This window comes from bacterium, assembly GCA_021371935.1.
Taxonomy (GTDB): domain Bacteria; phylum Armatimonadota; class UBA5829; order UBA5829; family UBA5829; genus UBA5829.
Genome location: JAJFVF010000022.1, coordinates 246,100 through 266,238 on the forward strand (window position 1 = coordinate 246,100; position 20,139 = coordinate 266,238).

A 20,139-nucleotide genomic window follows, 5' to 3' on the forward strand; every position below is an offset into this window, starting at 1 on the left:
GTGTAATTGTGCGGCTCGGCATGAGCTTCACCCTCCATGCATGCTCGTCATCGTAAGACAATATCCCTCCTGAACCAAATATCGGCAAAGATAGATACTCGATCATTCACAAAATCGCTTCCCTTTTTTCAACACTTGTGATAAAATATGGGCTTGAAGCCCACCTATTACTCGGTGGGCATACCGTTATATATTGCCGGGAGATAGTTGCGTGGATTTTTCAGACGAGAAGATCGTGCTCACGCGCGATGGCTACGACGAGATTCAGCGGGAGCTTAATGAGATCATGACCGTGAAGCGGCCCGCCATAATCGATAGAATCAGAGAAGCCAGACAACTGGGCGATCTGAGCGAAAATTTTGATTATCAGGATGCAAAGCATTCACAAGCAATGCTGGAAGCAAGGCTCAAAGAACTCAAAACCATTCTCAGCCACGCCAGTGTGGTCGAGACTATGGATAATAACGGCTGTGTCGGCATAGGCTCAAAGGTGACAGTTAAAGACCTTGCTGACGGTTTCGAGGATGAATACACCATCGTCGGACCCACAGAGTCCAGCCCGGCTGAAGGCAAGATATCTCTGGAATCATGCCTTGGAAGCGCATTGATGGGTCACAAGCAGGGAGACGAAGTTGATGTACGCGCCCCCGGCGGAGTGATTAACTATCAGATCGTATCGGTGCAATGAGTCACCCGAATATAATAGACAAATCGAACAGCGCCCTGGTTGTCATAGACATCCAGGACCCGCTCCTCAAAGTGATCCATGAAAGCGAGCGGATGGTCGCCAATGTCATCAAGCTCATTGAAGCCGCAAAAGTATTCGATCTGCCAATACTCGTGCCGCTTCAATATGCCGCGCGGCTGGGTGATGTACATGAGCCTATTGCGAACGCTCTGCCGACGGACAAGCGTTTCGACAAAATGACTTTCAGCTGCGTCGGTTCGCTCGATTTTCTCGATGCGCTGCAGGCGACCGGACGTAATCAAGTGATTCTGTGTGGAATAGAGGCACATGTATGCGTCAATCAGACGGCTCACGATCTCCTGGAACGCAACTATTCGGTTCATGTTATTGAGGATGCAGTATCATCCAGGAGACGTGATGACTGGGAGTGCGCCGTCGAGAAGATGCGCAGTTCGGGATGTGTGATCTCATCGACTGAGATGGCGATTTTCGAGCTTACGCGCGATGCATCAATTCCTGAGTTCAAACGCATTCTGCCGATTGTCAAATAGATTTCCCTCCGCGCTATGGGAGGAAAACGATAAGCCCGGCGGAGGTTAAATTGACCGAAATTTTCACGATAGGCCACAGCAATCATGACCTGCTCGATTTCTTGAATATATTGAAGCGCAGCAGGACCCAGGTCCTCGTCGATGTCCGCAGCGAACCCTACAGCCGCTATGCCTCACAGTTCAACAAAACCGAATTCCAAAGGCATGTCGAGACGGCTGGGATTACATATCGATACTCAGGCAACTCAATAGGCGGCAAACCCAAAGATATGTCGCTCTACACCCCATCCGGCGCTCCCGATTATGACAAACTCGCAAAGACCGAATCTTTTCAAAATGAGCTTAAAGCAATCGTAGAAATCGCAAAGACCAAGCGAGTGGTTATAATGTGCAGTGAGGCAGACCCGATGACATGCCACCGCGAGAGAATTCTGGCACAAATTCTGCGAAGCTGGGGGATAGATGTGAAGCATATCATGCCGGATGGCAGCATCGCGAAGGTGGAACAACCAGGGCTCTTTAAGAATTAGTATTTTACATTTTGTATTTTATATTTGGCTGGATGCGTCAGGCATCATCCGACAATGCAGGAAAGCAGAGACTGCAGTCTCTCGCTCTCACAAATTGGCTCCTTTGTGTCGTGATCCACAGCTTCAAGCGCTCCACCAATTACTCGCGTTTCGAGCGTGCCGCTAGCATACGGATTGCCTTTGAGATGAGGCGCATCCAAAAGACCCTGTTTGATAGCTCCGGTGATTACAGCCGGATCTGAGAAAGCATCCTCCTCATCTCTACCGAAGTCACGGATTGCGCCCAGCAGGACTTCAGCTTCATCCATAAGGTATTTCCTGCGCCTGCCGACCTCTTCACTGCCTATCAAAGCCTGCATACCGGTCTGGCAATTCTTGAGCACGCCATGGACTATCTCGCAGCTTTCTATCACATCGTCAGCCGAGGCCGCATGGTCGCCCTCGCAGTAACCAACCACATGAATGATATGCGGCGCAACCGCCAGAGAAAGCATAGTCGATGCCGCAAGCTGCCCCTTTGCCTTGTTCATCTGAGGTGACAGGTGCAGCAGCCCGGCTCTGACCTGTCTGAAAGAATAGAACTCAGGCCCGTGCAGACTCTCCACCATTTCTATCTGGGCCTGAACCTTTGCCAGGTCCATCACAGGCGAAAGACCAGGAGGGGTATTGAACATATACTGAGCAATGTAATGCGACACGCCCATCTGCTTCGCATTGTATGCCGCCAGATAGGCCATAACAACCGATATGACATCGTGGGCATCGCGCAAGCCCCAATGGTGGGGCTCATTGACCTCCACTGGAATTCCACGCTCGGCATGCCAGCGCATACACTCCTGGTTCTCACGGATTGCCCCCTCCGGCGTGCGATTCGAGCGTCCGTCCAAGACGCTGTACCAGCACAATGGTATCGCCGCCCAGGCATTTGATATAGTCTCCGCCGACATTTTTGCCCAGGATATAAGGTCGCGAGTGCCGCTGTATACACGCAGCAGGGGATAGTTTCCACACTGCGCAGCGCTATACATCGCGGTCAGATCTTCGCGTCTGCGAACTGGAACGCCGCCTGCGCCGTCCATAGTCGGGTCCATCTCCTCCGGGCGGAAGAATGACTCCTGCGCGTTCTGGTCCGGTGCAATCGAAATTATATCGAGCACACCGGACTCGGCGATTTTGCGAACACCGTTTATAGTCGCGTCAAGGTCGGGCAGACCGAAATGATGCCTAAGCAGCGGGTATGGGTGCTTGTGTTCGAGCCGCTCGAGCAGCGTGCCGGTGCATTCAGTGCAGGATTTACCCGCTTCCTCGCCTTTCAGATATGTCCACACGGCATCAGTGTTCTCAAGCCCGGTGAAATAATACTCGAACCAATCCAGTTCCTTGACCGCTTCGCACACGGGAGGCGTTCCACCGAAGACAAACCGCCTGTCAAGCAGTTCCGAGCGCTCCAGAGCCGACTTGAGATCACTGACCAGGCGCTTACCGACTTCAGGGGTCAATCGATAGCTGACACCGACTATATCGGGATCATGCTCGCGGACTGCTTCGACAAAATCATCTACGCTAACTGCCGCGCCCAAGAATACTGTCTTGTAACCAAGCTGCTGTGCGATGCCCAATAGCCCGGCCACACCCGCCACATGCACGCAGTTTCCCAGTGCTCCGGCAACTATAGTTCCGCGCATTGTTTCGTCTCCTTTTCTTCAGGCTCGCCCTCCAGAATAAACCGGCGTATGTCTTTCAGGCTTTTTCCCGCCAGACCGAGGCTCTCGGCGTTCCTGCCTTTTGCCCTGTAGTCCGTCTCATGCAAAATCGAGCCGAGCAGGATGATCGAGTCTATAACCGGTGTCGGCACGCCTACCATCTCTCCCAGAGACGCTATAGGCACAAGGCTCATCGGGATATCCTCGCTTATATAACGATGATATACACTCTTGGGAGCCTTGATGCCATCATAACCTCTGTTGGCCCGCATCGCCTCATGCAAAGTGCGCCCTGCGGCGTCATAGGCAATATAGAGCCACTCGCGCGCGGACATTGCCCTGAAACCGAGAGCCTCGGCTACGGCAACACGCTCCTTATCCATCTTTTCGAGAATCTGAGATACAGCGGGAGTGATGCCTTCCGTATAATAATCGAAATCGCCGTTTGTGCTTTCGATGCGAGCGGCGTTGAGGACAGTGACCGCCGGGTGGAATATCGCGCCGATATTGTCGAGGCTGGTCTTCATCACATTATCGCCGGGCACAAACTGAGGAAACGCGGTCCTAAGCTTGCCTACCACCTCGGGTGTGCTATGTGCAGGCAGAGCTGCTACGGGGATGCTGTTCTTGACGCGGAATATCTTGGTCTGCGCCGGATTCATCGACCGGCTGGCGTATATGAATGTCTGCGCCTCGGCTACGACCACATCAGCGCAGCACCCACAGTCACGTATGACTTTGGACACCTCCAATGCACCGCCCGTCCTGCCGGGATTGAGCACTATCATCTGGCCGTCGACAAGGTGAGGAGCGATCTGTTCGGCAATTGGCCTGTGCGCGGTTGCAGGGACCACGACCATTAGAATATCGCGTCCGGCGATGGCCTCGGATGGGATGGAGGTAACAATTTTGAGAGCAGCGAAGCCGTGAGGAATTGTGTCCTGGCAGCCGGATATGATCTCTATCCCACCTGCAGACTGGATCGAACGGAGCCTTTCCGGACTGCGGTTATATAGTGAGACATCAAAGCCCATCAGAGAAAGCTGCCCTGCCACGGCTGTTCCACCATGGCCTGCTCCGAGGACTGCGAAACTGGGCGCACTCCTGTTTTCCATTATATGTCCTCCATTTATGTACAAGACACCCAACGGCAGCGAAACAGGAATGCTCTCTGCTTATCTTCCTGCCGCGCCTGCGAGGTTAGCTGTCGGGCTGGGGTCGGAAGCATGACCCCTCTCCATAACGAAGATTAGCCCCGTAAATCGGTTCCCCCGTTTTCGCACGATTGCGAAATTCGGCGTCCAAATTATAGACATGTATATGCTTAGTATTCTAGACGCTCTTCATCGAGTTTTAGTTCCAATTTTCTGCGTATATCAAAATCAAAATCGAGCTTGTTCGCAATATAAAAACCTGGTATAATTACCAGGTTGGGGAAAGAATATCCCCTCTCCTTTCTATCTCCTTTAAACTTGGGGGCTATGAGTGCCCCCTCTTTTTTTCTTGACAATAATGCCGCGCTGTGAGATATTTTCCTGCAGGACAAACCATTTCCAGAGGTGCTAAATATGCAATTCTACACAATATCAGCAATCGCTCTGGCGGCTCTTATTTCAGCTAACGCCACATTTGCTGCCGAAGCCGTAAAAGATGAAAAACCAGAAACCGGGCGCTGGGCAGTCATCGAGACGAACAAGGGCACGATCAAGTTTGCGCTTTATGAGAAAGATGCGCCAATCACCACGAAAAACTTTATCGAGCTGGCAAACTCAAAGTTTTATGACGGGCTGACGTTTCATCGCGTCGTCCCGGGGTTTGTGATACAGGGCGGCGATCCGAATGGTGACGGCACCGGCGGTTCACCAAACAAGATCAAACTTGAAGTCTCACCCAAACTCAAGCACGATGCAGCCGGTGTGGTGGCTATGGCGCGCGCATCCGACCCGAACTCCGCCAGCTGCCAGTTCTATATCACACTTGCCGCAGTCCCTTATCTGGATATGAACTACGCGGTCTTTGGCCGAGTGGTAGAGGGACTGGATGTTGTGAAAAAGATACAGATCGGGGATGTGATGAAAACCGTGCGAATTGTCGATCCGCCGAAACCGAAAGAAGATAAGAAATAGCCTGCTTATATTGCCTCCGAGCGTATTGTTCGGAGGCAATATTCAACGACGTAGCTCCCATGAGTAATCGCCGAGTTTAGGTGACTTTTTATTGCTGCCGACAGGTTTTCCACCATCATCTTTCAGGTCCTCTCCAATGCTGTAGAGCAAGAACCCACTGCCATTCGGCCTATAGACGAAGTCATTTCCACTAAAAATATCTTTTGGTAACACAACCCTTAGCTTTTGGCGCAATTCATTCAGTGAAAGCGGGTACCTGCCGTATTTACGCCTGAATGACTCCAGCATCAAAATAATCTTTGCCCCATCTATAGAAACTATACCAGTGTCCCTGACAATTCGGATGCGCACATATAGTGGTATCATAATGGAAGTAGTTATTGCGTATCTGGGCAAATGCTGCGTAAGCAATCCTTTTTGCTTCGCTTGCCTGTAAGATAACCCTGCGTTTTTTATCTCCTTATTCATCAAGTCAAGGTAACACTTCTCATCCAGACTAAAAATGATACGCATGACTTGACTGGGCTTTTTTGACTTGATATCCGTGTTGTGATCTGCACCCACACTCAACCTACTTAGATCATAAAACTTATTGATTCCAACAGCTCTTTCGGTTATTAGAGCATGAGTGTATCCGGTATTCAAATCGTTGCTTGAAAGCAGTTTCATTAAGCGCTGTGTCTGTGCCTCGGAAAAACTGCCATAATCAAGAGCTGAATAAATAGCCCCTGTCCCCATTTTGATGAGGGCAATTCTGGCCAGGAATGGGATTAAAGCCGGCTCGTTTGAAAAACTTGCAGCCATTTTTAAAGATGACTCTATATTGCATCCGGCTTTGTCCATCGAACCTTCTCGTGCGCTCAATATCGCTCTCGCAGTCGTCAGAGTAGCAAGATTGCGCATCCCCTGGCACATTGATGTATCGGGAAATAAGCCCTCTTTCCATCCAAGAGGAAAACGGCAGTAGTCAATTTTGTCTGCCTGGCTTATCAGATCAAAGACTTCCTCATATTTATCGACAATAGGCTTCGACTCAGCCCAGGGTCTGGTGTCGCGTGTCCCATTCATAGGCTTGATAAGTTGACGCAGTGTGGCAAAGTCTTGACTTTTGTAGTGCTGTGAAATCAACTTAAATGCTTTTATATAAACATCAGCCGCGTTTTGGCAGCCGGGCAGTCGATTAACTTCCATATCTGCTCTACACACAGGCTCGCCTGAGGCTTTGATATTTGCAATTTCATTGCGAACCCTGCTGCCTGTTGTAAGGAATGGCCAAGTAAAATATGCAGCAATTCCTATGCACACTATAACTACAGACAACCCCAATAAAATTGTTATCCTTGCCGTATATCGAGACATAATATAAGTCCTCGTGTTTGTTTGTAAGGCATGTAAAATCGTTCTCGGTTGAAGGCAAATATCCTGCTGTTAAATCGATCGCAGCTTTTCAGAATGAGCATGGCAGACCGCCAGAGCCAGAGCATCGGCTGCATCGTCCGGCTTGGGTATCTCGCGAAGACTCAGGATTCTTTGGATCATGAACTGAATCTGCTTCTTTTCGGCGCCGCCATAGCCGACCACCGCCTGCTTGACCTCCATCGGGGTATATTCAACCACGGTCAGCCCTCGCTGGGCGGCAGCAAACTGCATCACACCGCACGCCTTGCCGACTGCAATCGCCGTAGTCTGGTTCTTGGCGAAAAACAGTCTCTCCATCACGATTACATCGGGTTGATATTGGTCGATGATCTTGTTGAGTTCGTTATAGATATCCAAAAGACGCTCGGGGGCGGATTTCTTTGGGCTGGTCTCTATTGCGCCGTAGTCGACCATCTTCGGACTCACACCTATTTTGTCCACTACGCCATATCCCGTCGTGGCTGTTCCGGGGTCTATTCCTAATATTCGCAAGGTCTGCATGAGTGCATTCTACAGGCGAATTTGTTCCCGGTCAACTAACCCGGATTATGCGCTTTCCGCATAATCCGGGTCTCCGAGAGCATTATTCATGTTTCTCGTGAATAATGCGGGCTAAATCTATAATAAATCGACGCCGAGCAGCCATAATACTAATGAACTACACAAAGATACGTCCAAAGTCCCATTTACACCTGGTAAAAAACTGGGGATAATCCTAGTGTAGTACGAACATAGCTCATACATAAGTTTTAAGCATTGAGCCTAAACTAAAGATTGAAAAAGTAAATATATCAGGAGATCGGACCCGGACCCATGTTTGGGTCCGTTTTCCTTTGTACACCTATTTTAGATGTCTTGCTAAAGTGGTAAACTTTTTCTAGTCACTCTACGTTAATATACCAGAGGATGAGAGCAGCACAGATGCGACCGGCAAAAGCCGTCACCACACAGGACGGACAGTTGATAGGCAGCTTCAAACGGGGGCAGGCCGAGGCCTTTGACCGTTTGATGGAGGCGCACACCGACAAGGTGTTTGCGCTGGCATGGTCGGTCCTGATGAATGCTGATGATGCCATGGATGCGGTCCAGGAGGTCTTCATTAAGCTGTATAAAGCACTGCCATCGATGTCCGAATCCGATAATTTGAACGCGTGGCTCTATCGGGTCTGCCTTAATCACTGCATCGACCGCAAACGCAGAGCTAAAAACTCGAGGACAGAATTTACTGACGATGACTGGGAGCATCTGCAAGGCAACTTGGCCGATGAGCCTGAATATCGTATGTATCAGAGTGAAGTGGGGCGGGTAATACGCGCCGCGGTGGACAAGCTGCCCGAGCGCCAGAGAATGGTATTCATTCTCAGGCACTACAGACTTCTTTCTATAAATGAGATCGCGCAGGCACTAGGATGCACCACCGGCGCGGTCAAGGCGCATCTTTCGCGCGCAACCGCTCGTTTGCGCGACCGGCTTGCAGGGACAATTGTCTTTGAAGCCGGGGAGGTGAAATAAAATGAATTGCAGACAGGTCCGTAAACTTATGGGAGCATATCTGTATGGAGACCTGGAACCGGAAGATATGCGCGATATCAGGCTGCATGCGCAGGTATGTGATAAATGCCGTGCCGACCTGGAAAGCCGCGGGCAGGTCATCTCATCGCTGAGCGCTCAAGCGCCGGTTCTGCAAGATCACGACAAGCAGCGGATCGCTCGGAATGTGAAAGAAGCAATAACCGGGTTGGATCACGAAGATATCAGACTGAACCGCACGAATGAGCCGGACACAGGCCTATGGTGGCTGCGACCGGCATCGGCTGTCGCTATAGCAGGTTTTCTGCTGGCAGGTTTTGCAATAGGCAGGCACATCGGCGGTGGGCTTTCTGCAGGCTCCAGGCAGTCAACCGACATCAGCAAAGCAAGGGTAACAATCACCGAGGCAGCCCCAGACAACTCATCTGATAATGCAACAGAAGCCAGCACCGATACGCACCAAAGCAACTCACGCTCGAAAAAGATAGAAAATATGGCCGATTATGCTCGAAGGATGGCAATACCCGCAGTCACCGGCCCGACAGACAGAAACAGCAATCAAGATAAGCGCAGGCACGTAATACATGAGGAGCCGCTGAGTGTGGCAGGACAATCGGACATAAAGGGAGAACAGGACAATAAAGACACGACAAAACTGCCAAAACCCACAGGTCTTAATGATGCGCAGACAGCCAATGAATAATCACATTTACATAAGAGTATTCTTTATCGCTATAGTCGTCTTTATTTCAGCAGTAACAATATCAGGTGCATTCGCGCAGACACGCGCATCAGTTACGGTGAGCGCCGTGACCGAGGATAGCTACTCGCCGGTCGTTTTGATTATAGACGGCAAGCTGGTGGAAGTGGAATCGCTCCAATTTATGCGCGGCCAGCAGGTGATGATCTGGCTGCGCGATCTGGAAAACCTCGGCTGGGGCAAAGCATATTCAGACAAGTCCGGCGAGATCATATTCAAGGGTAACGGAGTCACTCTCTCATTTACCAAGAATGGCGGGCTGGCCAAAGTCAACTCGCTGTCTGTAAAGCTGCCGGTCGATACATACACCCGAGACGGAAAACTGATGGTCCCACTCTCGTTTACGGCAAAAGCGCTCGGATATGACTGTGAGATTGCCTACAAACCGGTGGCTGCCATAAAAACGTATTCCCGCCCCGCAACCACGCCGGAGTCTAATTCACTGGAAGGCAGAGTCATATATGCGGGCAAAGGCGCGGCGGGAATCAAAGTGCGGGCAGTTGATAGGGATTTTAATGTCGTAGGCGACACCGTCACCGATGCGAACGGCACCTACAGGTTCGACAACCTCCCTGCAGGTGAATACGCGGCGTTCGTCTATACCAAAGACAACCCCACCTATTTCAATCGTGTCTCAGAAGCAGCGGTCCTCAACAAAGGGGACGAAGCTCACCTCAAACCCATATCACTTGGACGTATTCTCGCGCCAAAATCCCCAAAACCAGGTGGAATGGCAAAAAACTCAAGCGGCAATGTGCTGCTGGAGTGGACCAAGTGCGAAGCAGCAGTATCATACGAACTGACAATTGCAAGAAAAAACAGTGAGCCGAGCCTGGCATTCACTTCAAAAGAACCGAAAGCACGTATACCCGCCAATAAATTGAAGCATGGCGAAATGTATGAAGCACAGGTATCCGCGCTCGATGCCAATGGAGACTATGTCGGCGGCACGGTGGGCGCAGGCGGCGAGCCATGGTCGTTTGTATTTGAGTAAATTCGCATTTTGACACGTTTTCTGCGATAATGTACGCATGCTGGAATCTATTATTTCATCAATGATCCCTGTCGTCGGCGCAGACGGCAGTTCCCGCAGACCTCGGCGTTCCCGCCGGCAGCGGCCACCCCATGAAGATATGGGCAACTGGATATGGATACAAAGCGCCGAGACCACTCGTAATTATTATCTCTACGCGCGCAAAACATTCGACCTACCCGCAAAGCCCAGCCGAGCAATCATCAAAACATCTGCAGACAGCCGTTATAAGCTCTATGTGAACGGCGAATACGTCGGCAAGGGACCCGTGCGAAGCGCAGCGGGCATCAGTTATTACGACACGTATGATATCACAGGAGTGCTTTCCAAAGGCAAAAATGTCATCGCGTTCCATGTCATGCATTTCGGTGAGAACACGTCAATGTGCGCGCTTCGCAGACCAGGCCTGATCTGTAAAGCGGAAATAGAGCTAAATGACCAAAAGCTGGAAATAGAAACCGATCAGGCATGGAAAGTGCATCGCGCATCCGATTGGACCGGCCAGAGCGCTCGCATCAATAACAACCTCGGTTTCCAGGAAGTCTATGACAGCGCGGAGCGTATGGACGGTTGGAATGAGATCAAGTTTAAAGAAAAAGGCTGGGAAGAGGCCTGCATAGTGGGCACAGCGCCTGCAATGCCATGGGGCAAACTCATTGAGCGCGCTATTCCACAGCTCGATGAAGAGAAAATCCTGCCCGCTTCAATAGTCGGATTATATAACTCGCCTGAGCACAGTAAGGAGACCGCTGCGCAGACGGTGCCTGAGATCATGGCGGCATCCGAGCTTGTCGATCTCAACGCCGGCAGCGTCAAGCATGCTGAAGCACTGCTGACAGAGACCGGAAGCTGCCAGGTCAAGACTCCCCGCGGCGATGGAGGAGTCGTGATTATACTCGATTTCGGTCGAGAAGTGTTCGGCAATGTAGAGATAGGCATCGGCGGCTCGGGCAGCGGAACTATGGATATCGGCTATAGTGAACTGCTCGAAGACGGCCATGTGAAACCCACTCGCGGCGATATGAAATACACCGACCGCGTGGTCCTCAAAAAGGGAAAACTTAACTGGCAGAGCTTCGAGCCGCGCGCATTCAGGTATATGCAGATCGAGTTTCATGCGTGCTCCAAGGCGGTCGCGCTGGAACATATCAGAGTCAACCAGACCACCTACCCCACCGAGCTTATCGGCAGTTTCGAGTGCAGTGACCCGCTCCTAAACGACATCTGGAAGACCTGCGCATACACTGCAAAACTGTGCATGGAAGACACGTTCATCGACTCGCCATGGCAGAGCAGATCGCAGTGGTGGGCGGACGCCAGAATCGAATCGCGAACGGCATATTATGCATTCGACGACGTCAAGCTGCTGGCTCAGGGTCTCAGGCAGATTGCCGATACTCAGGATCGCAGCGGCGCGGTCATGGGCACATATCCCGCATCGGAGGATAAACTGGTCCCGGACTTTGCGCTTAATTGGGTCTTTTCGATCCTTGATTACTATGCATTCTCGGATGATTCGGGTTTGGTGCGCGATCTGTATCCCAACGTGCGCAGGCTGATGAGTTGGTTCGATCGATATCAGAACGATTTTGGACTAATCGGCGAAGTGCCCGGATGGATATTCATCGACTCGGCTGATCTGGAACGGCATGGTGTGCTGACATCCCTCAACTGCCTGTACTATCAAGCTCTGAGGGTGACGGCTGCCCTTGCATCAATTTTGGGAAAAGGCAATGAAGCGGATGACTATAACGAGTCCGCCCGAGTGCTCAGACTTGCGATCAACAAATATCTCTACTCGCCCGAGAAAGGGCTGTATGCGGACTGCCTGAAAGACGGCAAACTGGCGGACAAATTCAGCGCTCAGACAAACATACTCGCCGCGCTCTTCGATATCCCCGACCATTATTGCAAGGCCGCTATCATACGCACTCTGCAGGGCAACATGCTCTCTGAAACCAGGACACCGTATTTCACATCGCACTTGCTCGAAGTGCTATACTCGATGGATCGCCATAAAGAGGCTCTCGATATGATGCGCCGGAAGTGGGGAAGGAGCGTAGAGCAAGGCGGTGGAACGTTCCCTGAGTTCTTCGGTGATAACGGCAGCAAGTGTCATGGCTGGGCATCGGGTCCAGCGCGCGATCTCATCGCCGAATATGTCGGGATAAAGCCCATACTGGGCATGCATCGATTTTCTGTCACCCCGCATGAAGGCGACCTTGAATGGGCAAAAGGGTCCATTGCAACCCGGACCGGGCTGTTGACCATCGAATGGCGTTCCACACCCAGGTCGTTCACTATAGAAGCGCGGGTTCCAGACGGTCTGAAAGTTGACATATACCCACCCTGCCCTATGAACACAAAGATAACGCTCGACGGCAAGGCGCATCCGTCATGCCTGGTTACCATTGGCGGCGGCAATCACACCATAAAAGTGACATCGGCCAGGCTTCCAAAGCCAAAACCGCTGGGCAAACTGCCGAAACCTGTCCCGATACCGATCGTGGAACTGCTCGATGATCTGTCGGTGCAAGATCGCAAAAATCTCGGATTGATAACCAGCCGCCATGAAAGAAACGGCTCCAGGCGGTCACGCCTGAAGACTTCCCGCAAGTCGAAAATCGAAGAGGCGCCAATCGAAATACTCCCTACTCCTGAACTGGAAACACTGGTCGAAGAGACGGAGATGATACCGGAAATCGCCGCATCGGCAACTGAAACCGCTCCCGAGGCCGAGACAAAGCCCCAGAAGAGACGGTCCCGCCGTGGTGGACGCGGCAGGAACAAGCCTGCACCGCAAGAGACGGCCGTCGCTCAAGTGCCTGAGGAAAAAGTCGAAGTTGAAGCTGTAATCAGCAATGAGCCGCTTGAAACGGCAGATGAGCCGAAAAAGACGAGCAGGAAGCGTTCACATCGCGGAGGCAGACGAAGGTCTTCCAAGTCATCACAAGAGGCACAAACGCCTGCTGATGTGCCGACAGAGATCGAACCCGCCGCTGAGTCTCCATTGTCGGTTGAAGACGCATCGCCTGAGCTGGTTACTGAAGCAGCAGTCGAAGCAGCACCCAAACCCGCCAGAAAACGCACTCATCGGGGTGGAAGAAAACGCTCTACATCCAAAAAGTCTTTGGAAGAAGCTGCCGAGAGCAGCCCAATAGAGCCGGTCGTCGAAGCCACACCTGAACCTGCTCCAGAGGCTGCAGCCCAGGAAGCACCTAAGAAAAAACGGCGCACATACACCAGGCGACCAAGGAAAAAACCAACTGAAAACACTGAGCAGGCTGACAGTTCTAAAACCATGCAGGATCAGCCTGCCGAGTAGTCACATTAATGGGGCGCTACTCCAACGTTGCGCCCCAATTATAATCAGCTCTTTCTGGCCCAAAATGTGGTTCGCTCCAGTGAATCCTCATACGGGGCATCATCTCTATCTCCGAAGTGCTTCTCTACTACGAAACCATGCTTTTCAAGCCACTCGCGCACTTCGTATGTGCTTATTGGATGTTTCTGTTGAACGGTCTCCTTGGTTGTAATGGTTCCATCCGGGCTGGTCACAATAACCCAGCGCTTTGCTCGCCACAGCCGTTTGGGAGCATCGAACCAAATTGTTTCGCTCTCCCATTCAAACCGAATGCCGTCTGCGCTGGTCCAACTGCCTATTATTCCCGAATGACGCCCGGGCTGCCTCCAGGACTCAGCAAGTTCGCATTCCATATGGTCGCTGTCATAATAGAGATATCCGCCCGGCTTAAGCGCACGAGCGGCTGAGGCTATGCAGCCCTCCTGCTCCTCCGGCGTGGCAAGCTCATAAAAACAATTGCCGCCCAAAATCACCAGGTCGAAGGCCTGCGGCCAGACATACTCAGTGACATCTGCCTCGATAAACGACACCCTACCCAACACCTCCTGAGAGAGCGCCATTGCTTTGCGCCTGGCTCGATCCATAAGAGCCTTTGATTTGTCGATCCCGACCAGCTCATGGCCGTCCTGAGCAAGCGGGATCAGTATTCGACCCGTGCCGCAAAACGGCTCCAAAATCCTCATGTTCTTACGTGCACCGATCAATCGGCGAATCTGAACGACATCATCGATGTCGCGCTGAGTGAAATCATACCACTGAGCTATATGCGGATCCAGGTCATACCAGTTAACATCATTCTTACTCAAGTTTGCGTCTCCTTTGACTTTGTTCCGAATGCCTGGGCTATTCGGCGGAGCGCATTGTCGGACTTTGTTACCGAAGCTTCGCTCCATAAGCAAGTAATAATGTGTACGTCATATCAAGTGCCTCCTTTCTCTAAGCAATTTACGGTCAGTAAATTGCACGATTGCATGTAGTTTTACTGTTATGAAAAACTATAGTGGTATGCAAGCGACCAACCGTGATTTACTTAGGGCATTGCGCCCTCCAACTATATAGAATGAAAGTCCCACATGGATAAACCACCGCCGAAGGGAAAATGGCAGCCGAGCGTGAAGATACCTGTACGTATATGGGTATATACCCGCATTATTCACGAAGAACGTGAATAATGCTCTCGGAGACCCGGATTATGCGCTTCCCGCATAATCCGGGTATAAGTCGGGAAAGACTTTTGGAGGCAGGCAATTGAGAAGAATCAACCACTTTATAGTCCTTGCGATAATATTCCAGGCTCTGGTGATATCGTGCGCTTGGGGGCAGGCATCGGGCGTGGTCGAGACAAAGCTCGACAACGGCCTGGTGGTGCTCACCAAAGAAGTGCATGCCGCACCGGTGTTCACTGCGCAGGTGTGGTTCAAGGTCGGCTCGCGCAATGAGCATACCGGCATCACAGGCATCTCGCACATGCTCGAACACATGCTCTTCAACTCCAGCAAGAACTATAAAAGGGGCGAAATCAGCTCAATGATTCGCAAGCGCGGCGGCATCGAAAACGCCGCCACATGGACCGACTTCACATATTACTGGCAACTGCTGTCAAGCGACAACCTCGAATTCTCGATGAAGACCCTCGCCGAACGTGTGGGCAATGCGCTGTTGCTCAAAGATGAGTTCGCAAATGAGCGCACGGTCGTCCTTTCAGAGCTTCAGGGTGATGAGAACAATCCCGGCTGGCTGGTCTATCGCGACAATATGTCCACTGCATTCATGGCTCACCCGTACCAGTGGCCGGTGATCGGTTGGGAGTCGGACGTGAGAAATATAGACGTCAGTCAGCTCCGCGCATATTATTATACCTATTATCATCCAAACAACGCGACACTTGTCCTGGTCGGCGATTTCAATACTCAAAAGGCTCTGGCACTGGTAAAGAAATACTTCGGCGACAAGCCCAAAAAGCAGCTTCCAAGGCCGGTATACACCACCGAGCCGCCTCAAAAGGGCGAGCGCGACGTGGTCGTCAGGCAGGAAGGCAGCACACAGCGAATCATTCTGACATATCATATTCCTGATATCAATGATCCAGATTCGTATCCGCTTATGGTTTTGGACCAGGTAATCAGCGGCGGCAGGGCGAGCAGGCTGTATCAATCTATGGTCGAGTCCGGACTGGCGACTTCGGCATGGTCGAATGCGGGCATTCGCAAAGACCCATGTCTGTTCTTTATCGGAGCCACCGCAAGGCAGGGGATAGACGCTGATGCGCTGGAAAAAGAACTGATCAACCAGATCGAAAAACTAAAATCCACTCTGCCGACAGATGAAGAGATGCAGGCCGCCAAGAATCAGCTCGAAGCATATGTAATCTTCCAGAACGACAGCGTATCGGACCAGGGCGAACAGCTTGGTTACTATAACACTGTCGCAAACTGGCATTACCTTGAGACTCTGATTCCACGGATAAAGGCCGTGACCTCCGAAAGAGTGCGCGATGTGGCTCGAAAATATCTGGTGGCGGAGAACATGACCAAAGCCACATTCATCCCGACAAACGGCTCCAAGGGCGGGAGTAACGGTGTGCCAACAGGTCCGGTGCATTATGATAAGCGCATGCCCGATCTGTGTAATTATACTTCTGCGGCAGTGTCAAAAACAGCGCCGGTCAAGCCTTTACCCATAAAAAATGCATCGAGCAAAAGCTTGACGAAGCCATACAGGACAGTGCTGCCCAACGGTATGGTCGTGATCGTGCAGGAAAACCATTCCAACCCGACTGTTGCGGTCTCAGGTTATATCAAGGCAGGCAGTTACTTCGACCCCAAGGACAAAGGGGGCACTGCCGCGCTTGTTGCCGAGATGATAGGCAGGGGAACAAAGACCCGCTCAGCTCTCGATCTGGCAAAGCTGGTCGAATACGTCGGGGCAAATGTCGATACGTCGGCTGATGTAGAATATATGAGCTTTAGCGCCAAATCTCTGACCAAAGACTTCCCACTGATACTCGATATCTTATCCGATGAACTGCGCAATGCCGATTTTCCGCAGGACCAGTTCGATAAGGCCATCAGCGAAAGAGCATCCGCACTTGAACAGAGCAAGGAATCACCAGAGTCCATGGCCTATCGTGCTTTTTATAACACCGTATTTCCGGCGGACCACCCATATCATGAGTTGACTGCCGACCAGGCGCAGCAGGAGATGAAGAACATCACCCGCAGCGATCTGGTGAGCTTCTATAACGCTTATTACAGGCCGGACACGACGATCATCACGATTGCGGGCGATGTGACCGGCTCGCAGGCCGTGGAGTTGGTTAAAAAATACTTCGGCGACTGGAGCGTATCCGGTCCCACCCCGACAATCGACGTCCCTACCATTCAGACGCAGACTCAACCTGATAAGGTCGTGATTCCTATGGCGGACAAGAGCGAGGTGAATGTGATCTATGGCTATGCACTTGGAGTTAAGCGCTCAGACCCTGATTATTATGCGCTGCGTGTGATGAACCAGGTCCTCGGCGGTGGCGGTGCGCTCGGAAGCATTTTGGGGACGGCTATGCGCGAAAAGCGTGGGCTTGTCTATAATGTCTATTCGACATTCGATGCATCTTTAGGTGCAGGTCCGTGGTATGTCACTCTCGGCACAAATCCAAAGAATGTCGATCAGGCGATAGATGTGCTCAAGGCCGAGATGGACAAGATGAAAGAGAACGGTGTCTCGAAGGACAAATTCATACAGGCAAGAGACTTCATCATAGGCATTTTCCCAATCGCTCTGGAGACCAATGAAGGTGTCGCGCGAGTGCTTCTGAACGCTGAATTCTATGGTCTTGGCATGGACTATCTGCAGAACTACTCGAAGATTTACGGATCGGTGACGCTCGACCAGGTGAACGCCGCCGCAAAGAAATATTTGCACCCGGATAATGGCACTCTGGTAATTGCAGGTTCTTAGCCTAAAATTCGCATTTGAGCAGGCCAATAATTTTTGTATACCAAACACTTGGTGCTCCGGTTGTGATAACTGACGGTTGTGCCAAACCACAGAGGGATCGTTTGTATTCGGTCAGAGTTCGTATATTGCTTCTGCTGCTGATTCTGGTTGGGCTGATCATCCTGGTGATCGGCTCATGGCATTGGCATCAATCCGCACAACTGGAAACAATACGAGATGCTTCCTCAAAAGGCTATGTGACGCTGATGGCGGAAATTGATAAAGAGGAGAGTCTCTGTAAACGCACCACATTAATGTTTGGTGCCTTTATATGTTTTATCGCCGTTGCTTTATACGCCATAATGATCCGATGGGTATGCCGTCCTTTCATAGCACTGTCGAAAGCCATGACCGAACAGTCGCCTGAGCCTCTGTGTGTGCTCGATGGTGACAGAAGCGAGTTCGGGCAGTTTGCATCGCTCATACGCGATCACATTCAGCAGACGTCAGACCTCAAGACAATCATCGATTCGATTCTAATTGGAGTCGTTATAATTGATGCCCGGACACATGAGATACTCGATGTCAATCCGACTGTCGCTGCTATGATCGGATCATCAAAGGAAGAGATAATCGGGCATGAATGTCATCATCACATTTGCCCGGCAGAGAGGGGCAAGTGTCCCGTCACGGACCTTGGGCAGACTGTTGACTTCTCATCTGAACGTGTCTGTCTTACAGCCGATGGGCTCCGAGTTCCGATTCTGAAGACAGTGGTTCCGATCACACTAAACGGCAGGAAGTGCCTGCTTGAAAACTTTATAGATATCTCCAAACACAAGGAAGTCGAAGAAGCACTAAGGCTCGCTAAGGAAGAGGCAGAGGCTGCAAATCAAGCGAAAAGCGAATTCCTGGCAAATATGAGCCATGAGATCCGCACGCCGATGAACGGCATCATCGGTATGACTCAACTAGCCCTCGAAACCCAGCTTACTGATGAACAGCGAGACTACCTGCAATACGTAAAGTCCTCAGCCGATACGCTGCTGACTCTGATAAACGATGTTCTCGATTTTTCAAATATGCAGGCCAAAAAGCTGGAGTTGGAATCAGTCGACTTCAGCCTGAGGAATATGCTGCGGGACACGATTGCCTGCTTTACGACAAAAGCGGACACCAAAGGATTGGAACTAACATACAATGTTAGGGAAAACGTGCCGGATAGCCTGATCGGCGATCTTGTGCGAACGCGCCAGGTTATCATGATCCTGATCGGAAATGCGATCAAGTTCACTGAGCATGGCGAGATTGCGTTGAGCGTAGAAATGAATGCCTGCGCTGATAATAAAACGACCTTGCTATTCTCAGTTTCAGATACAGGCATCGGCATCCCACCCGAAAAGAAAAAGACGATATTTCTTCCGTTTGAGCAGGCCGATGGTTCATTGACCAGAGACTACGGCGGTTTGGGACTCGGTCTGGCAATCACACACGATCTTGTGCGGCTTATGGGCGGAGAGATATGGTTCGACAGTGAGATCGGCATGGGCTCGACATTCCATTTTACACTAGCATTCGATCTACCCTCGTCCAGTCGAGCGGATCAGGAAGCAGCATAAATGGCTATTATCACACGTCAGTGAGTGTAAAGTTCAAAAAGCCGATTATCGTTAAAATCCAGCATACGTTACCTAACACCCATATCATTCTGAGTCTGGATATCCGAATCCTGACCCCAAATGGAGGTGCATTATGAACAAACGAATTCTATTGTTTAGCTGCGCGCTGGTTCTTCTGACAACGTGCTGCTGCGCATTTGCGTCCGACGGAAAAAAGTCTGATGATGTGTATATCACACTGCCGCAGCCGCAAATTGACACAACGGTCACAGTGGACCAGGCGATAAAGCAGCGGCGATCCGTTCGGACTTACGCATCCGAGCCGGTCAGCCTGCAGCAGGTCTCACAGCTTTTGTGGGCTGCTCAGGGAATTACCGACCCGGCGACAGGCCATCGCACTGCGCCTTCGGCCATGGCGACTTATCCTCTGACTGTGTATCTGGTGGCTGCAAATGTAAAAGACCTGACCCCTGGAGCATATGAATATATACCCGACGGGCACAAACTCAAGCCGGTCAAAGATGGTGATCAGCGCATCAATATCGGTAATCAGCCGCAAATGGTGAGCGCTCCCGTGCTGTTCGTATATGCCGCCGATTACAAGGTCACCGGTGAGAAATTCGGCAAGGAAAAGGCCAAAGAGTTCGCATGCATTGAGATCGGTCATTCTGCGCAGAATGTACTATTGGAAGAAGTCGCTTTGGGTCTTATCGGTGTGGGAATGGCCGGGCTTGACCAAGCAAAAACCACAGCCACCCTCGGGCTAACAAAGAGTCAGGAGCCGCTGTATGTCGTGTCCGCGGGAAAGAAGCTTTAGGCGGGCTGTCGCTATCTGAGATTGTGGGCTTCCATTTCTGGCGCGACCGGATATCGCACCCGA

The 20,139-nt window shown here is 51.2% G+C and carries 17 protein-coding genes; 11 read left to right on the forward strand and 6 right to left on the reverse strand.

Annotated elements, in window-relative coordinates:
- Positions 1-211: 211 nt before the first annotated feature.
- From greA to LLG46_15620, 3 genes are read left to right on the forward strand one after another with little or no spacing between them, the layout of a single operon-like run.
- The gene (greA, locus tag LLG46_15610) at positions 212-688 is read left to right on the forward strand and encodes a transcription elongation factor GreA (protein ID MCE5324722.1); all 477 of its coding nucleotides are present in this window, start codon (positions 212-214) and stop codon (positions 686-688) included.
- Positions 685-1,239: a hydrolase gene (locus LLG46_15615; protein MCE5324723.1), complete on the forward strand. Its 555-nt coding sequence runs from the start codon at positions 685-687 to the stop codon at positions 1,237-1,239. The genes greA and LLG46_15615 overlap by 4 nt, the downstream gene beginning before the upstream one ends.
- A gap of 50 nt (positions 1,240-1,289) precedes the next feature.
- Positions 1,290-1,769: a DUF488 domain-containing protein gene (locus LLG46_15620; protein ID MCE5324724.1), complete on the forward strand. Its 480-nt coding sequence runs from the start codon at positions 1,290-1,292 to the stop codon at positions 1,767-1,769.
- A 44-nt stretch (positions 1,770-1,813) separates the two neighbouring features.
- Here the strand turns inward: LLG46_15620 and LLG46_15625 are convergent, their stop codons facing one another.
- The 3 genes from LLG46_15625 to LLG46_15635 form a co-directional block, all read right to left on the reverse strand.
- On the reverse strand, positions 1,814-3,454 hold the full coding sequence (locus tag LLG46_15625) for a cobalamin B12-binding domain-containing protein (GenBank protein MCE5324725.1): 1,641 nt from the start codon (positions 3,452-3,454) through the stop codon (positions 1,814-1,816).
- Entirely contained in the window at positions 3,439-4,587 is a 1,149-nt protein-coding gene (locus tag LLG46_15630) for an NAD/NADP octopine/nopaline dehydrogenase family protein (protein MCE5324726.1), read from the reverse strand. The genes LLG46_15625 and LLG46_15630 overlap by 16 nt, the downstream gene beginning before the upstream one ends.
- A 209-nt stretch (positions 4,588-4,796) precedes the next feature.
- Positions 4,797-5,018 carry a hypothetical protein gene (locus tag LLG46_15635; protein MCE5324727.1) on the reverse strand — a complete coding sequence of 74 codons (222 nt, stop codon included), beginning with the start codon at positions 5,016-5,018 and terminating at the stop codon, positions 4,797-4,799.
- Positions 5,019-5,040: 22 nt separating this feature from the next.
- On the opposite strand from LLG46_15635, the gene LLG46_15640 reads away from it, so the two are divergent.
- Complete coding sequence (locus tag LLG46_15640; protein MCE5324728.1) at positions 5,041-5,598, forward strand: peptidylprolyl isomerase; 558 nt, start codon at positions 5,041-5,043, stop codon at positions 5,596-5,598.
- A 42-nt stretch (positions 5,599-5,640) separates the two neighbouring features.
- Here LLG46_15640 and LLG46_15645 read toward each other — a convergent pair whose 3' ends face one another.
- Positions 5,641-6,957, reverse strand: a complete 1,317-nt coding sequence (locus LLG46_15645; protein MCE5324729.1) for a hypothetical protein — start codon at positions 6,955-6,957, stop codon at positions 5,641-5,643.
- Between the two features lie 69 nt (positions 6,958-7,026).
- The gene (gene ruvC, locus LLG46_15650) at positions 7,027-7,509 is read right to left on the reverse strand and encodes a crossover junction endodeoxyribonuclease RuvC (GenBank protein MCE5324730.1); all 483 of its coding nucleotides are present in this window, start codon (positions 7,507-7,509) and stop codon (positions 7,027-7,029) included.
- 429 nt (positions 7,510-7,938) lie between these two features.
- On the opposite strand from ruvC, the gene LLG46_15655 reads away from it, so the two are divergent.
- The 4 genes from LLG46_15655 to LLG46_15670 all read left to right on the forward strand — a co-directional run bounded on the left by LLG46_15655 (position 7,939) and on the right by LLG46_15670 (position 13,665).
- Positions 7,939-8,529 (forward strand): RNA polymerase sigma factor, encoded by a 591-nt coding sequence (locus LLG46_15655; GenBank protein MCE5324731.1) that lies wholly within the window; start codon positions 7,939-7,941, stop codon positions 8,527-8,529.
- Between the two features lies 1 nt (position 8,530).
- Positions 8,531-9,250, forward strand: coding sequence for a zf-HC2 domain-containing protein (locus LLG46_15660; protein ID MCE5324732.1), 720 nt, complete (start codon positions 8,531-8,533; stop codon positions 9,248-9,250).
- Positions 9,243-10,301: a carboxypeptidase regulatory-like domain-containing protein gene (locus LLG46_15665; protein MCE5324733.1), complete on the forward strand. Its 1,059-nt coding sequence runs from the start codon at positions 9,243-9,245 to the stop codon at positions 10,299-10,301. Before LLG46_15660 ends, LLG46_15665 begins: the two co-directional genes overlap by 8 nt.
- A gap of 139 nt (positions 10,302-10,440) precedes the next feature.
- Entirely contained in the window at positions 10,441-13,665 is a 3,225-nt protein-coding gene (locus LLG46_15670; GenBank protein ID MCE5324734.1) for a family 78 glycoside hydrolase catalytic domain, read from the forward strand.
- Positions 13,666-13,709: 44 nt separating this feature from the next.
- Here LLG46_15670 and LLG46_15675 read toward each other — a convergent pair whose 3' ends face one another.
- Positions 13,710-14,510, reverse strand: coding sequence for a class I SAM-dependent methyltransferase (locus LLG46_15675; protein MCE5324735.1), 801 nt, complete (start codon positions 14,508-14,510; stop codon positions 13,710-13,712).
- Positions 14,511-14,952: 442 nt separating this feature from the next.
- On the opposite strand from LLG46_15675, the gene LLG46_15680 reads away from it, so the two are divergent.
- The 3 genes from LLG46_15680 to LLG46_15690 all read left to right on the forward strand — a co-directional run bounded on the left by LLG46_15680 (position 14,953) and on the right by LLG46_15690 (position 20,076).
- Entirely contained in the window at positions 14,953-17,661 is a 2,709-nt protein-coding gene (locus LLG46_15680) for an insulinase family protein (protein MCE5324736.1), read from the forward strand.
- Positions 17,662-17,762: 101 nt separating this feature from the next.
- Positions 17,763-19,259, forward strand: a complete 1,497-nt coding sequence (locus tag LLG46_15685; GenBank protein ID MCE5324737.1) for a PAS domain S-box protein — start codon at positions 17,763-17,765, stop codon at positions 19,257-19,259.
- Between the two features lie 133 nt (positions 19,260-19,392).
- A complete protein-coding gene (locus LLG46_15690; GenBank protein ID MCE5324738.1) occupies positions 19,393-20,076 on the forward strand; it encodes a SagB/ThcOx family dehydrogenase in 684 nt (227 codons plus the stop codon).
- The last annotated feature ends 63 nt before the right edge of the window (positions 20,077-20,139 follow it).